Raw genomic sequence first — 16,183 nt, 5'->3', positions numbered from 1 at the left:
AGCGCGGACTTCACTGCGTAAGGCCTGGCGGCAGCGTGACTACGGGCCCGTCGGGAATGGTGATCACCGACGGCAACTGGGGCATGTGGTGCCGATGCGTCGGCTGCTGCTGGGTCGGCTGGCGCGTGGGCTGCTGGGTCGGCTGCTGTGCCGGCGGCTCGACGGCGCTGCTGGTGGGCGGCGGCGCGGAGGATTCGGTCGTCGTGGGCGTCGTCGTCGTCGTGGTGGTCGTCGTCGGGGTGGTGCTGCTCGTGGTGCTCGGGCTGGGGCTGGTCCCGCGGCCGCCCTGAATCAGCTCCATCAGCCCGTAGACGATCAGCGCCAGCAGGATCAGGACGGCGACGATCCAGGCGATGATCCCGGCGGGTTTCCGGTACCAGGGGGTGGGCTCGGGTTCCCGGTCGAAGGGATCGAGCACCTCGGGTTGCTCCAACTGGTCGTGTTCGGCAGGAGGTTCGCCCGACGGCGGGGGCCCGCCCAGCGCGCCGTAGTTCGCATACTGCGTCCGCTGATTGTGGAAGTCGTCCGGTGGGCCGTTGGATGCCACGGAGCCGATGGTACTGGCACCCCCTTCGGGCCAGCTCAGGACGTCGAGCCGCGGTTAGGCGATTCCGAGTTCGTGATCGATCTGCGCCCAGTACTGGGGACCGTCCGGAGTCAGGATGATCCAGTCGTGGATTTCGCCGTTCCCCAGCACGAAGTTGAACGGGGCCGACGCCAGTGCGGCGTTGTGCTGCAGCACCAGCACGTCTGGGGACAGCGAATCCAGGTTGCCCGAGTAGACATACGTCGGCGGGAGTCCGGCGAGGTTGCCGTTCAGCGGACTCACCTGGTAGTTGTTGGTGGGAAGGCCGCCCGCCCATTCCTTGCCGATCTGTATTCCGGGCGCAACGGGCAGCAGCGGATCCTGGACGAACGCGATGTTCGGGTTGCTGAACGTGACATCCAGCCACGGAGACAGCAGGACCATGGACGACGGCTCGGTCTGACCGTGGAGCGCTAAGTATTCGGCGGCCGCCAGGGCGAGGTTGCCACCGGCGGAGTCGCCGGTCACGCTGACGTGCGAGGCCCCATGCGCGGCGATCTGCGAGGAGATGAAGCCGGCCATGTTGGGCACCACCGTGCCGGCCGTGCCGCCCTGCTGCAGCAGCGGGTAGATCGGCACCTCGATGGTCGCGCCGGTCTGATACGCCATGACCGTGTAATCGAGCCAATGGAAGATCGACGGCGCGAAAATGAACGCGCCACCGTGAATGGCCACCACATAGTTGCCGGTCGGATGAGCCGGCGTGATCTGCACTACGGGCATCCCGTTGTACGTGGTCTGCTGCACCGTTTCTCCGAGCAGCAACGGCAGCAACGCCGGCGGCCTGTTGGACAGGCCTATCCCGAGCAGCGGGTTGTCGCCGGTAAACAGCTGCAAGAACGGGGAACTGGGCGACGAAAGCTGAGCCTCGAGTCCCGGGAAGAAACCCAGGAGGGGCTTCACCGGGTACAGCGCGGCTTCTTCGAACCGGGTGGCCAGCGACGGTCCGCCGGTGTAGGTCCCCGCCTGCGTCGCCGAGAAGGGCGGAGCGGCCGGCGCCCCGAAGATGGTGCCGACGACCGTGTTGGCCACGTGGTGGAATTCGCTTTCGACAGCTTGGACGAATTCACCGGGCAGGCTTTGCAGCGCTTGCTCCCACGAGCCCAACTGCGCGACCGTTGCCGACGCGCTGGCGTGGTACCCGCCCATCGCGGCGACGTCCTGAGCCCACATCCGCTCGTAATCGGCCTCGGCGGCCGCGATCGCGGGGGCGTTCTGACCGAACAGGTTCGAGATCACCAGCGACACCAGCTGGCCGCGGTTGGCGTTGATCACTGCCGGATCCACGATCGTCGCCAGCGCGGACTCGTAGGCGGTGGCCGCCGCGCGAGCCTGGGCCGCCGATTGTTCGGCTTGGGCTGCCGCCCCGCCGAGCCACCTCACGTAGCGAGCGGCCGCGTCCGTCATCGATGCCGATGCGGGGCCTTGCCAGGCCTGGCCGGCCAGGTCCGAGGTCAACGAGTTGAACGCGGTGGCCGCCGAACTCAATTCGGAGCCGACGCCCTCCCAGGCAGCCGCCGCCTCCAACATCGGCCCCGGACCCGGTCCATCAAGCAGCAATACCGAATTGACCTCAGGCGGCCACACCGAAAAGCTCACCACTGCTCCCCTCGATCAGCGCTGATCGCATTCCCTTTCAGGAACGTACCGCATCGAGTTAGGCCGGAATCCTGGATTGCGGAGCTTTATCCTCGGTGACCCCGGACGCAGGTGGCTGCCTTGGGGGACGTGCGGTGGCCATTCAGACTGTGCCGCTTGGCCAATGACGACGGTCGTGGCCTCGTCACGGATTTCTTGGCCGAAAACTTGTCGTACCCCGCTGCGATCATGGGGTCATGTCTTCAACCGCACCTGTTGGCGCTTGGGTGGTGAATGAGCCCACGCGTCTTGACGTGCTGTTCGAGGAGCTGGCCGAGTTGTGCGGTCAACGCAATGCGATTGATGGGCGCATTGTGCAGATCGTCGCCGAGATCGATCGCGACGGATTGTGGGGTAACACCGGGGCGCGGTCGATCCCGGCGTTGGTGGCCTGGAAGACCGGCTGCTCGCCGGCCAACGCCCACACCATCGCCACGGTGGCCGGCCGGGCGCAGGAGTTTCCGCGGTGCACCCGGGCGCTGCGCCAGGGCCGGTTGTCACTGGATCAGGTCGGGGTGATCGCCACCCGCGCGGGCGCGGGCTCGGATAAGCATTACCTCCAGCTGGCGAAGGTGGCCACGGTCACCCAGCTGCGCACCGCGATCAAACTCGAACCGCGCCCCGCCCCCGAGGCCCGCCCGGAGCGGCAACCCTCGATCACCAAAACCTCGAGCGAGGACGGCAGCTGTTGGCGGATCAAGCTTCCGCATCCCGAGGCGGCGACGTTCGACGCCGCGTTGGCCTCGCACCGCGAGGCGCTGATCGCCCAGTGGAAGCGCGACCGCGACGATAGCGAGGCCGCCTCCGATGCGGCACCGCCGTTCCCGGACACCGCCGACGCTTTCCTGCGGCTGGTGGAGGCCGGCTGGGACGCCGAAGCGGCGCGCCGCCCGCACGCCCAACACACCACGGTGGTCGTGCACCTCGACGTCGAGCGGCGCGCCGCCGCGCTGCACCTGGGCCCACTGCTCTCCGACGCCGAGCGCCAATACCTGACCTGTGATGCCACCTGCGAGGTGTGGTTCGAACGCGACGGGCGGCCCCTGGGTGCCGGGCGCACAACTCGCACGGTCAACCGCCGGCTACGCCGCGCCCTCGAACACCGCCACCCCACCTGCGCGGTACCCGGCTGCGGGGCCACCCGCGGCCTGCACGCCCACCACATCGTGCACTGGGAAAACGGCGGCCCCACCGAGTTGACCAACCTGGTGCTGCTCTGCCCCTATCACCACCGGGCACACCACCGCGGCCTGATCACCATCACCGGACCCGCCGACCACCTCGTCGTCACCGACGACGACGGCCGACCACTGTCCGCGGGATCACTCGCGCGTCCACCGAAGCGCCCCCCGCCTGACGTCCCACCCTGCCGCGGACCCCTTGGCGAACGCGCCGACTGGTGGTGGTACACCCCCTTCGAACCCCAACCCCCACCGACTAACAATTGAGCCGCTCGCCGGCAACGCATCGACCCTGAAACAGGCTGAGGCGTCGGGGTTTCGCCTCGGATCTTGACAGCGGCCAGCCCGGGCCGCAACCGGGACTGCGCCGAGACCACCGCGCTGGCACGTGCCCCGAGAGGACGACATCGTTGACCCGCAGTGACACCATATTGGCGTGGACGACGCGCGTGGTGCGCCGAGCGCAACGGGACTGTCGTGTGCTTCGTGCGGCACACAGCTTCCGCCGACGTCCAAGTTCTGTTATCACTGCGGCGCACGGGTTACCGAGATCAGCCGATCGGCCGAGTACAAACAGGTCACGGTGCTCTTCGCCGACGTGGTCGACTCGATGGGCATCGCGGCGACTCTCGGGACGGAGCGGCTGCGCGAGATCATGATCGACCTGGCCAACCGCTGCGCGGCCGTCGTCCAGCGGTACGGCGGCACGGTGGACAAGTTCACCGGCGACGGGATCATGGCGGTCTTCGGTGCGCCGGTGGCAATGGAGGACCACGCCTTTCGTGCGTGCCTTTCGGCGTTGAGCATTCAGGCCGAAGCGAGGGCGCTGGCAGCCGAGGTCCAGCGGCGCGACGGCACGGAACTGCTCCTGCGGGTGGGGCTGAATTCCGGTCAGGTGATCGCCGGTGAAATCGGTTCGGGCTCTTTCGGTTACACCGCGATGGGTAAACAGGTCGGGCTGGCCCAACGAATGGAATCGGTCGCCCCGCCGGGTGGGGTGATGCTCAGCGTCTCCACCGCGCGATTGGTGGACGGCGCGGCGGCGCTCGGTCAACCGGAGCTGGTCCGGATCAAGGGCGTCACCGAACCCGTCACCGCGTACCGCCTGCTGGACACGCGAGACCGGCGTCGCGCCACCGAGCGCACTGAGTCGAACCTGGTCGGTCGCCGGTGGGAAGTCTCCACCGTCGAGGGCTTGTTGGACCGCGCGCTCGGTGGACACGGCGCCGTTGTCCAGGTGGTGGGTGAACCCGGTATCGGCAAGAGCCGGTTGGTGCGCGAGATCGCGGCAATGGCGTCGGCCCGGGATGTGGAGGTGTTCAGCACTTTCTGCGAGTCGCACACGAGCCAGGTCCCATTTCATGCCGTGGCGCGTCTGTTGCGGGCGGCCACCGGGGTCGAAGGCCTTGACGCCCAGGCTGCCCGCGCCCGAGTGCGAGAGCAGATGCCGGACGCAGATCGCGAGGACGCGCTGCTGCTCGACGACCTGCTCGGCATCGCCGACCCCGCCACAGCCGTTCCGGCGATCGATCCCGACGCGCGCCGGCGGCGGTTGGCCGCGCTGGTGACCGCCGCCAGGTTGTCCCGCTCGCGCCCTGCGGTCTACGTCATCGAGGACGCCCACTGGATCGATGAGGCCAGCGAGTCGATGCTGACCAATTTCCTGACGGTGATCCCGCACACGGCTTCACTGGTGCTGATCACGTACCGACCCGAGTATCGCGGCGGGTTGACTGGAGTGGCCAACGCGCACACAGTAGCCCTTGCGCCACTGAGTGATTCAGAAACCGCGACCCTCGTCGCACAGCTCCTCGGCCCACACGCCTCGGTGGGTGCACTGAGCCAACGAGTCGCCGAGAGGGCCGCCGGTAATCCGTTTTTCGCCGAGGAATTGGTCCGCGAGCTGGCCGAGCGCGGCGTGCTGGACGGGGAGCCCGGTGCCTACATCACGGCGGCGGAGGTTAGCGAGGTGACGGTGCCCGCCACGTTGCAGGCGACGATTGCCGCGCGCATCGACCGGCTCGATCGGAAAGCAAAGCGCACGCTGAGTGCCGCGGCCGTCATCGGCTCGCGATTCGGCGTGGACCTGCTCACGGTGCTAGGTGTCGAGCCGGTGCTTCCCGCATTGGTGGCAGCAGAGCTCATCGATCAGGTCCGGGTCAGTCCTGAACCGGAATTCGTCTTTCACCATCCGCTCATTCGTGCGGTGGCCTACGAAGCACAGCTCAAATCGGATCGCTCGGATCTGCACCGCCGGCTGGCCGCCGCGATCGAGGCCGGCGACCAAAACTCGGACGAAAGCGCCGCACTGATCGCCGAACACCTTGAGGCCGCCGGTGATTTGCAAGCCGCGTACGGCTGGCACATGCGCGCCGCGACCTGGGCGACCAACCGGGACATCAAGGCGGCGCGACTGAGCTGGCAGCGGGCGGCAGATATCGCCGATGCGCTACAAGCCGACCCCCCGCACCGGGCGGCCATGCGCATCGCCCCGCGCACCATGCTGTGCGGGACGGGCTGGCGCGTCCACGCCGACATCGCCGGTGACCGCTTCGATGAATTGCGGGACTTGTGCAACGCCGCGGGGGACAAGGCGTCATTGGGCATCGCGACGGCGGGTTCGGTGGTCGGCCATGCCCATCAGGACCGGCTGCGCGAGGCGTCGCAGCTGGCGTCGGAAGCCTGGGCCCTCGCCGAGGCGCTCGAAGACGCGAACCTGACGGTGGGGCTTTCGTTCCCGGTGATTTACGGTCAGATCGAATGCGGCCGGTGGTGTGACGTGCTGCGATGCTCGCAGACCGTGATCGACCTGGCCGACGGCGATCCGACGAAAGGCAACTTTCTGGTCGGGTCTCCGCTGGCGCTCGCGTTCGCATCGCGGGGCATGGCCCGGTATTTCCTGGGCCTTCCCGGATGGCCCGACGACCTGCGGCGCGGCATGCCGATGGCCCGAGGGATTGACCCGGCTTCCTACGCGGGCGTCGTCGGCTATGCCTACTTGCTCGGGATCCCGTTCGGCGTCCTGAGGCCGGATGATCGTGCGCTGGACGAGATCGAGGGTGCCCTACGGATTGCCGAGCGCTCCAGCGACGACGTCGTGGTGGGTTTCATCCGGGCGGCGTTGAGTCTTGCGCTGATGCACCGCCAAGAGGCTGCCGAGCGTGACCGCGGGCGGCAGCTCGCCGTCGGGGTCCGCGAGGTGTTCCTCAGCCAGGGCCACAACGTCTGCGACTTGCCGGTCATCGAGGCCTACTTGGCGCGTGAACAGGCGACGCGTGCAGACCGCGATGCGGCCATCCCGCTCCTGCGCGCCACGGGCGACCATGTGTTCCGCGACGGACGACTGCTGCTGTGGGGCATTCCCGTGACCGGTGTTCTGGTGGAAACGCTTCTTGACCGCGGGGCCGACGGTGACGTGGCAGAAGCCGAGGCCGCGATCGACCGGTTGGCGGCCGCGTCCGCCGATGAAGGCCTGGTGATGCGCGACATCTGGCTGCTGCGTCTGCGAGCCCTGTCGGCGCGAACTCGCGGTTACGAGGCCGCCTATCGCGACCGCCGGGACGGCTACCGCGTCATGGCGAAAACGCTTGGCTTCCAGGGCCATATCGGCTGGGCCGAGGCGATGCCGTGACCGCGGCTCCCGCCTTTACGCTGGTATAACTCCGCGAGCGGCGAGAATCGCGCGTATTTCCGAATTCCTCGTTTGGATTTCGTCGTACTCGTAGCCCTCGACAACCGCGACCCAGTCATCTCCTCGATGGATCGCGAACTCTGCAGCCGCGGCCAGCGCTTGGTAGAACGCCGCCGCGACGTCGTCCGACCACATGACCCATACTCCGTGTTCGGTTTCAGACAGGGCGCCGATTGACGCGTAGAAGCTGTCAAGCGCACCGCTCGTCCGATCTGGATTCAGGAAGTACAAGACGTGTGGGACCTCTGAATACAACTTCTGCAGGAAGGCAGCGATCGCCGGATTCAGGTAGGGGTAACCCTCCGGTACGTCGGCGAAGCTCAGGACGACTGATCCGCGCCACGCCAGGACCCGCGCCGGATCAGCGCCGACATTGGTCAGGACATTCCGTACCGCAGTGATGTCCGCATGGCGCCACTGACTTGCCGGGATATCGAGCCGCTGGACGGTCATTGTGTTTCGCTACTCATGAGCCATCAACCGCTGAGCACTTTTGGGCTCTGTGCATGTGGTCCCCAACATCGATCGAGCCTGCTGTACGGCCGCGGGTATCCGGCATCCTCCCATGTTCGACCTTCTTCGTCATCGGTGCGTCCATGGACTTGGTGTCTGAAAACAGTTTGACAAGACGATGCTTACGTCGTCGATTCGACGGATCCTCATGACCGGGCATTGATCTCGTGAAAGCTGGCTCACGATCGTGCAGGGGTTCCATGCGCCTCATCGCGGGGTCGGTTCCTCGGCCCGCAAAACTATGGTCCGGCTGATAGCTCAAAATGGACGATTTACTCGGGCTTGAAAATTCGTTTCGGCTGGCGGCGTTGACGTGGCTTATATGACATTCTGTGCAGGTGTCCCGACGGGACCCGCCTTTGGGCGTAGTGACGTTTCTGTTCACCGATATTGAGGGGTCGACCCGTCGGTGGGAGTCCGACGCGGACGCGATGCGGATCGCTTTAGCCGCCCATGACGAAGTGTTGTGTAAGGCGATCGAGTCGCACGGGGGCTGGTTGTTCAAACACACCGGGGACGGCGTGTGCGCTGCGTTCGCCTCACCCAAGTTGGCGGTCGATGCCGCTGTGGCGGCGCAGCGTGCGCTGGAGTTGCCGGTGCGGATGGGAATTGCAACCGGCGAAGCAGAACTCCGCGATGGTGACTACTTCGGTGCGGTGCTGAACCGTGCGGCACGCGTGATGGCAGCCGGGCATGGTGGTCAGATCCTGCTGGCCGAGTCGACGGCGGGTCTGCTCAGCGGAGTGGATCTGCTGGATCTGGGGCCGCGGCGGTTGCGGGATCTGCCCAATCCGGTCGGCGTGTATCAGGTACGAGCGGCGGGCCTGCAGACGGACTTTTCGCCGTTGCGGGCGCTGGATGTGAGTCCGGGGAACCTGCGCCCTGCGCCCACGAGCTTGATCGGGCGCGAGTCCGACGCTCTCGAGGTGCAAGCCGCGGTGAAGGCGCATCGGTTAGTGACTTTGACCGGGGTGGGCGGGGTCGGCAAGACCCGGCTAGCGCTGGAAGTGGCAGGGCGGCTGGTCGACGAATTCCCAGACGGGGCGTGGTTTTTCGAACTGGCTGAGGTCACTGATCCGGCTGCGGTGCCCGACGCGGTCGCGTCGGTGCTGGGCATCACCCAACAACCCGGCAAGACCGTGGCCGCGAGCGTCGCCGCAGCCCTGGAGGGCAGAGTGCGGCTGCTGGTGTTGGACAACTGCGAACACGTGCTGGACGCCGCCGCCGATCTGATCGAGGCCATCCTCGCGGTCTCGGCAACGACCAAGATCGTGGCCACCAGCCGCGAGGGCCTCGGCATCGCCGACGAACAGCTGTGGCCGGTGCCCTCGCTGGACGTGGGCGCGGGCATCGATTCTGCCGCAGTGTCGCTGTTCGTCGAACGCGCACGAAGCGTCGCCCCGCGCTTCTCGCTCACCGAGCCTGACGAGGCGAGCGCGGTGGTGGAGATCTGCCGCCGCCTCGACGGGATCCCGTTGGCCATCGAGCTGGCCGCCTCGCGGATGGCGGCTATGACCGCGGGCGAGGTGCGCGATCGGCTCGATCAACGGTTGCGGCTGCTGGTGGGCTCGCGGCTGACTCTGGAACGTCACCACACCCTGCGCCACGCCGTGGCGTGGTCCTACCAGCTGCTCGACGAGCCGGAAAAGGCGCTGCTGGATCGGTGTTCGGTGTTCGCCGGGGGCTTCGATCTGCAGAGCGCCTGCGCCGTAGCTGGATTCCCAGACACCTCAGATGATTTCGCCACCCTGGATCTGCTCGACGCGCTGGTGCGCAAGTCGCTGCTCGTCGCCACCCGCACAGCGGGCCGCACCCGGTATTCGATGTTGGAAACGATCCGCCAGTTCGCCGAGGAACAACTCGTCGCCCGCGGCGAAGCGTCGGAGATTCGGGCCGCACACTCACGGTACTTCGCCGGACGCGAAGCCGACATCATGGCCTGGTGGAACAGCCCTCGCCAGCGTGACGCCTACGACTGGTTCGTTCTCGAGCTGGCCAATCTGCGCACCGCGTTTCGGTGGGCCGCCGACCACGGCGATCTGGATGCCGCCGCCACCCTCGCCACCTACGCGGGGTTCCTCGGCTTTATGGTCCAAACCAATGAGCCGATCGCCTGGGCTGAAGAGCTGATAGAGCCCGCCCGCGCGGTCGACCATCCCCGGCTGGCGTTCCTGTACGTGATCGCGTCGCAGTGCTGGTTCGCGGGACGGTTCGAGGCGGCTGTCGGCTACAGCGACGCCGGCCAGATCGTTCTCGGCAGGAGCCGCGAGGCGCTGCCCCACGGCATCGAAGCCGCGATTGGACTTGTATACCTAGCCCTCCGACAGCCCGAGCGGTTGGCCGAGTTGTGCCGCGCCCAACTCGCGCGCCGCCGCGACACCCCGGTGTACGTCCGGGCATGGCTGATTGCCGCCCTTTCAGTGGCCGGTTCCGGTGACGAGGCGATGGATTGCGCGGATGGCCTCATCGGGGCTGCCGAGGCAACACGCAACCCGTACTTGCTCGCGTTGGCGCTCGATGCCTACGGTATGGCTTTCCGTGACGCGGATCCCGTCGGGGCGCTTAACGCCCTCGGCCGGGGTCTGGTGACCGCCCACGACAGCGGCAACCGCTCGCGCGCGTCAATGCTGGCGAACAGTCTGGCTCTACTCGAAGCCGAACAGGGCGACACCGTGTCCGCTTTCGATCACCTCACTCTGGCAATCCGCAACTACCACGATTCGGGCAATACCACCAACATCCGGGCCTCGCTGGCCATCCTCGCAGTTCTTTTCGACCGGCTCGGCCGCTACGAACCGGCGGCTACCATCGCCGGCTTCGCCCGCATTGCCGCGGCGATAGTCCCCGAAATCACCACCGCGATCACCCACCTGCGCGAAGTGCTCGGCGAAGCGATCTACAAGTCGCTCGCCCACAAAGGCGAAACGATGACCGCCTCCGCAATGGCGACCTACGCCTACGACCAAATCGACCAGGCGAGCGCAGAACTGAACGCAGTCTCTGAATAGACGACATATGACCGTCTCAAAAGTCGGAGTAGGGGTGTTCGCGGATACCGACGGCGATCACCTGCGGGGCATCAGCCAAACCGATCAGTCTCGTTTGTCTAAAGCGATACTTCCCGCCGTGCATCGGTCCTGGCTAAAATCTTGGCGTGGACGGGCCGTATCGGCAGTTGTTTGATATCGGTGACCGAGTGGTGTGTGTCCGCGTGCGGGGCAGTGGCCCAACGGTCGTGCTTGAGGCCGGAGGTGCGGGTATTGCCGGTGAAGGCACCACGGGTGCCTACGGCGACTTAGAAGAACGCCTGGCTTCGTTTGCGACGGTGCTGACGTATGACCGGGCCGGCAGTGGGTGTTCTGATGGTCCCGCACATCGTGACGTTGCCGGAATGGCGGATGATCTGGCCGCGCTGATCCAAGCCGCGGGGTGTGTCACACCGGTGGTCGTTGTCGGTTGGACGCTTGGGGGTTTGGTCGCAGAGATGTTCGCGGTGCGACACCCTGAGATGGTTGCGGGTTTGGTGTTGCTCGATCCCACGGAAGTGCCCTTCGAGTCGCGGCTTAGCCGGTATCGCTTGCTGGCCTATGGGTTCGTATATGTTCTGGTGTCGAACGTTGTTTTAAGGCTTGGGGTGTTTCGAACTCGCACCGGCCGAGAATTTCTTCAGCGCAGGGCCGTGTCAGCGGGTACTAGTACGGATGCGCTCGATTATGTCGAGCACTTCTTGTTGCATCCGCCGCGGGCGCGGTGGTCGTATGTGCCGGTGCTGCCGCAGCTTTTCGGCGGCTATGCACGTGAGACGGCCACGGCGTTGCGTGCGGCAGCGTCATTGCCGAATGTTCCTGTGCGGGTGCTGGTGCCGCAGAATCGCGGCAGCAGATCGCGGGCCTGGGTTGAGCGTCTTGATGCCGCGCATCGCGAACTGGCTCAACGGTTTCCACAAGGAGAACTCATCACCGTCGACCAGGCCGGTTACTATTTTCCGATCGACCGGCCCGACGTGGTCATCGAGACGGTACGCGATGTGCTTGGGCTGAATTCAGGCGCCCACAAGACCAGGACCTAGCAACCGACCGCGCTCGATCTGCAGAGCGTGAGCCGACACTGACGGGGACAGGTACACAACGGATAGGTCAGCGCGATACGCACCGAATTGGTGACGCCCTTGTCTCGGAATAGACGATATGTGAGAGTCTCATAACTTCGTCTCAACATCACCTGCTGTGAGGCCAACAGCGCCGTGTGAAGTGTCAGATCGCCTATTCTGTGAAAACCGGGGGCCGGAAGCAGCGGAGGGTCGGGTGACCGCAGCGACCGCGTGCCGCGCGTGTGGCACCGAGCCGCGTGAGGGTGCGCGATTCTGTGACTGCTGCGGTGCGCCGGTCACCGAACAGGACACCCGTCCGGAGTACAAGCAGGTGACCGTGCTGTTCGCCGATGTGGTGCATTCCATGGACATCGCGGTGGCGGTAGGTGCGGAGCGGCTGCGCGAGATCATGGTCGGGTTAGTGGATCGTGCAGCCCTGGTGGTGAAACGCTACGGCGGCACGCTGGACAAGTTCACTGGCGACGGGATTATGGCGGTGTTCGGTGCGCCGGTGGCGTTGGAGGACCACGCGCTGCGCGCGTGTCGGGCCGCATTGGAGATCCATAGCGGCATCAACGATCTGGCTGAGGAGGTTTCCCGCCGCGATGGCATCGACCTTCAGTTACGGATCGGATTGAACTCCGGGCAGGTGATCGCCGGAGCGATCGGCACGGCTGCAATGGGTTACACCGCCATCGGCGAACACGTCGGTATGGCGCAACGGATGGAGTCGGTGGCACCGCCGGGCGGGGTGATGCTCAGCGCGTCCACGGCGCGACTGGTTGAGGGCGCGGCGAGTCTGGGCGAGTTGGAGCCCGTTCAGATCAAGGGTGCCGGTGAGCCAGTTCCCGCTCGTCGGCTGCTGGCTATGGAGGAACGGCATCAGAGTGCCCGACGTGCTGAGACGAGTCTGGTCGGTCGGCGTTGGGAGATGTCCGCCGTCGAGGGCTTGTTAGAGCGTGCGATTGATGGCCATGGTGCGGTGGTCGGTGTCGTGGGGCCGCCTGGCATCGGCAAGAGCCGTCTGGTGCGCGAGGTGACGGCCATGGCAGCCACCCGCCGTGTAGAGGTATTCACTGCCTTTTGTGAATCGCACACTAGCCAGGTCCCCTTCCATGCCGTGGCACGGCTGCTGCGGGCGATCACCGGCATCACGGGCCTAAACCCGCTGGCTGCACGAGCGCGGATACGGGCTCGGTTTTCTGGGGCGGAGCCGGAGGACTTGGTGCTCTTTGACGACCTGCTTGGCGTCGCCGATGCCGAAGTGCAGCTGCCCAAGATCGACCCGGATGCGCGGCGACGGCGATTGACCGCGCTCGTCAACGCCGCCTCGCTGGCGCGCGAAACCCCGAGGGTCTACGTCGTCGAGGACGCCCACTGGATCGACGAGGTCAGCGAGTCCATGCTGGCCGAGTTCGTCAGGGTGATCCCCCAGACGCCATCACTGGTGCTCGTCAGCTACCGACCGGAGTACGAGGGCGCGTTGGCGCGGGTGCAGGGTGCTCCGACCATCGCTCTTGCGCCGCTTAGTGATTCAGAAACCACGGCGTTGGTCACCGAGATACTCGGGCCGGACCGCTCTGTTGAGGGACTGAGACCGAAGGTCGCTGAGCGGGCTGCCGGAAACCCGTTTTTCGCCGAGGAGATCGTTCGAGACCTGGCCGAGCGGGGCGTGCTGTCCGGCACCCGCAGCGACTACGTCGGTACGGTGGACGCTACCGAAGTCAGCGTGCCCGCAACGGTGCAGGCAACCATCGCCGCTCGCATCGACCGGCTGGACCCGAAAGCCAAGCGCACGCTGAGCGCGGCGGCGGTGATTGGCGCGCGGTTCAGTAGGGTGCTGCTGGAAGCGCTGGGCATTGAGCCCACCATGGAGGACCTCCTGCGCGGCGAGCTGATCGACCAGATCAGGTTCACCGGACACCCCGAGTATGTATTCCACCACCCCCTGATCCGCACGGTGGCCTACGAATCACAGCTCAGATCGGATCGCACCGAATTGCACCGGCGTGTCGCTGCGGCAATCGAGTCCCGTGACCCGGCAGCGGCGGAGGAGAATGCGGCGCTGATCGCTCAACATCTGGAGGCCGCCTGTGATCTGCACGCCGCCTACGGCTGGCACATGCGCGCGGCCACCTGGGCGACCAACCGCGACATCAACGCGGCGCGACTGAGCTGGGAACACGCTCAGAGGATCTCCGACGCAATACCTGCCGACGACCCCGACCGCGCAGCTATGCGGATTGCTCCGCGCACAATGTTGTGCGGAATCGCTTGGCGCGTCCATGCACAGGTTGCTGGGGACCGCTTTGAGGAACTGCGGCAGTTGTGCGCCGCTGTCGGCGACAAGGCGTCATTGGCTATTGGCATGGCGGGCCTGGTGATGGATCGCGCTTTCCAGGCCCGGATGCGTGAGGCGTCGCAGCTGGCATCCGAGGCCGTGGCCCTCTTCGAGTCGATCAGCGATCCGACCCTGACGGTGGGGCTGTCCTTTCCAGCCATCTACGCCAAAGGCGAAAGTGGTGAGTTTTGCAACGCGCTGCGGTGGTCACAGAGGGTCATTGACTTGGCAGACGGTGACCCCTCAATGGGCAACTTTATTTTCGGGTCTCCGTTAGCGCTCGCCTTTGCGCAGCGGGGTATTTCCCGTTACTGGTTGGGTGATCCGGGATGGCGCGACGACTTGCACCGCGCCCTGACCATGGCCCGCAGCGCCGACGCCACGTCCTATGCGATGGTTGTCACCTTCGTCTACTTCTCGGGCATACCGCTTGGTGTGCTGGCTGCTGATGATCGGGCGGTGGGCGAGAGCCGGGATGCTCTGCGGATTGCCGACCGATCTAGTGATGACTTCGCGGTGGCCATCGCACAGATGACGCTGGGCCTTGCGCTGGTGCACGTCCCCACGGATGCGGAGCGTGAGCACGGACAGAAACTGCTAGCCGAGGTCAGCGAGGTGTTCCTGCGCCAGGGGTATGCCCTGGGCGAGTTACCGCTGGTGAATGTCTACTTGGCGCATGAGCGGTCTCGGCGTGGAGATCGCGATGAGGCCATATCGCTCATGCGTGTCGCCGTCGACCAGCTGTTCTGCGAGGGACAGCTGCTGGAATGGGGCATTCCCGCGACAGGTGTACTGGTGGAGACACTAATTGAGCGCGACGCTGAGGGTGATCTAGTCGAAGCCGAAGCCGCAATCGAGCGTTTAACGTCAGCGCCAGCCGAAGCGGGTCTGGTGATGCGCGACATCTGGCTGTTGCGTTTGCAGGCACTCCTGGCGCGGGCTCAGGACAATGCCGAGGTGTACAACCACCTGCGGGACCGCTACCGCGATATGGCGAAAACCCTTGGCTTCGAAGGCCATATGAAGTGGGCCGAGGCGATGCCATGACCGCGCGGATGGCCTCATCGAGGCTGCGGAGGCAATAGGCAACCCGTTGTTGCTTGCGTGGGCGCTCGGCGCCTACGGTTTGGCTTACCGTGACGCGGATCCCGTCGTGCCCCGTGACGCCTTCGGCCGGGGTCTGGTGATCGCGCAAGACGGCGGCGACCGCAGCAGGGCGTTTCCCCTGGCGAACGCTCTGGCCGTACTTGAGGCCGAACACGGCGTCATCGTGTCCGCGTTCGATCACCTCGCTCTGGCGACCGGCAACTACCACAATTCGGGCAATACCACGACAATGGTGACCTACGCGTACGACCAAATCGACCAAGCGCGAACAGAACTGAACGGTCTCGGAATAGACGGCATATGAGACATCGCCCAAGGTGGCGCTGTCCGTCCAAGATCCCAGCCCAGGTCGTCTCAAATGTAGGTCTTAGAACGCCCAGTCTCGATTACGGGCCGACGTGCGCTTCTCGGCAGCTCAGAAAGTCGTGACCTTCTCGACGCTGACGAACATGCCGTGGTGAGTGTGGTCGTTGGTGAAGCGGGTGCCCTGTTCGGTGGCGACGATCGTCCAGCCCTGCGCCGCATAGGTCTTGTAGTCGATGGTGACCGTCGGGATGGCGCCCAGGTTGCCCAGCACCCACTGCACGTTGCCGGCGGAACTGATGCTGACGCCGTTGGCGTGCTCACCGTCCTGCAGTGGGGAATTGGTGAACGGCGCCTCGCAGCCGACGGTCTCCTTGTTGATCTGGCAGCGTGTCACGCCGGACTTGGTCTCGATGAAGACATAGCCGTTGTGGTCCGGCGGCAGCGGGATCACGCCGGCCGGCGGTGTGGTCGGGCTGGCCGGCCCGGTCGGGCTCGTCGACGGTGCCGGGCTGGTGCTGGTCGGTGCCGGCGTCGTCGTGGTCGGCCGCGGCGTGGGGAAGGTGGGCTCGGTCGGCCCGGTCCCGGGGGTGGCGACCGGCTTGCCGTCGATGAGCGAGCTGCAGCCCGAAACCAGTGCGGGACCGGCGAGGACAGCCGAGAGCAGCAGCGAGCCGCCGGCCAGCCTTCGCCGCGCCTTTTGCGATAACTGCACGCGCCGCTCCCCGAAAGT

At 65.9% G+C, this 16,183-nt stretch carries 10 protein-coding genes; 6 read left to right on the top strand and 4 right to left on the bottom strand.

What is annotated here, in order from left to right:
* Nucleotides 1-10: 10 nt before the first annotated feature.
* Nucleotides 11-547: a hypothetical protein gene (locus AC5Y4S_RS15130; protein WP_500033540.1), complete on the bottom strand. Its 537-nt coding sequence runs from the start codon at nucleotides 545-547 to the stop codon at nucleotides 11-13.
* Nucleotides 548-601: 54 nt separating this feature from the next.
* A complete protein-coding gene (lipY, locus tag AC5Y4S_RS15125; protein ID WP_500034020.1) occupies nucleotides 602-2,173 on the bottom strand; it encodes a triacylglycerol lipase LipY in 1,572 nt (523 codons plus the stop codon).
* A 248-nt stretch (nucleotides 2,174-2,421) separates the two neighbouring features.
* Between lipY and AC5Y4S_RS15120 the strand changes: the two genes are divergently transcribed.
* The gene (locus tag AC5Y4S_RS15120) at nucleotides 2,422-3,672 is read left to right on the top strand and encodes an HNH endonuclease signature motif containing protein (protein WP_500033539.1); all 1,251 of its coding nucleotides are present in this window, start codon (nucleotides 2,422-2,424) and stop codon (nucleotides 3,670-3,672) included.
* 169 nt (nucleotides 3,673-3,841) lie between these two features.
* A complete protein-coding gene (locus tag AC5Y4S_RS15115) occupies nucleotides 3,842-7,036 on the top strand; it encodes an AAA family ATPase (RefSeq protein WP_500033538.1) in 3,195 nt (1,064 codons plus the stop codon).
* A 15-nt stretch (nucleotides 7,037-7,051) separates the two neighbouring features.
* Here AC5Y4S_RS15115 and AC5Y4S_RS15110 read toward each other — a convergent pair whose 3' ends face one another.
* Entirely contained in the window at nucleotides 7,052-7,549 is a 498-nt protein-coding gene (locus tag AC5Y4S_RS15110; protein ID WP_500033537.1) for a hypothetical protein, read from the bottom strand.
* Nucleotides 7,550-7,977: 428 nt separating this feature from the next.
* Here AC5Y4S_RS15110 and AC5Y4S_RS15105 point away from each other — a divergent pair, with 428 nt between their 5' ends.
* The 4 genes from AC5Y4S_RS15105 to AC5Y4S_RS15090 all read left to right on the top strand — a co-directional run bounded on the left by AC5Y4S_RS15105 (nucleotide 7,978) and on the right by AC5Y4S_RS15090 (nucleotide 15,451).
* Nucleotides 7,978-10,617, top strand: coding sequence for an ATP-binding protein (locus AC5Y4S_RS15105; RefSeq protein WP_500034019.1), 2,640 nt, complete (start codon nucleotides 7,978-7,980; stop codon nucleotides 10,615-10,617).
* Between the two features lie 146 nt (nucleotides 10,618-10,763).
* Complete coding sequence (locus AC5Y4S_RS15100) at nucleotides 10,764-11,678, top strand: alpha/beta fold hydrolase (protein WP_500033536.1); 915 nt, start codon at nucleotides 10,764-10,766, stop codon at nucleotides 11,676-11,678.
* A 235-nt stretch (nucleotides 11,679-11,913) separates the two neighbouring features.
* Nucleotides 11,914-15,087: an ATP-binding protein gene (locus tag AC5Y4S_RS15095; protein ID WP_500033535.1), complete on the top strand. Its 3,174-nt coding sequence runs from the start codon at nucleotides 11,914-11,916 to the stop codon at nucleotides 15,085-15,087.
* A 106-nt stretch (nucleotides 15,088-15,193) separates the two neighbouring features.
* Nucleotides 15,194-15,451 (top strand): hypothetical protein, encoded by a 258-nt coding sequence (locus tag AC5Y4S_RS15090; RefSeq protein ID WP_500033534.1) that lies wholly within the window; start codon nucleotides 15,194-15,196, stop codon nucleotides 15,449-15,451.
* 111 nt (nucleotides 15,452-15,562) lie between these two features.
* Here AC5Y4S_RS15090 and AC5Y4S_RS15085 read toward each other — a convergent pair whose 3' ends face one another.
* Nucleotides 15,563-16,165, bottom strand: a complete 603-nt coding sequence (locus tag AC5Y4S_RS15085; RefSeq protein WP_500033533.1) for a hypothetical protein — start codon at nucleotides 16,163-16,165, stop codon at nucleotides 15,563-15,565.
* Nucleotides 16,166-16,183 lie beyond the last annotated feature (18 nt).

The sequence above is a fragment of the Mycobacterium sp. NGS64 genome (assembly GCF_059812245.1).
This window is presented reverse-complemented; position numbering and strand designations above follow the sequence as displayed.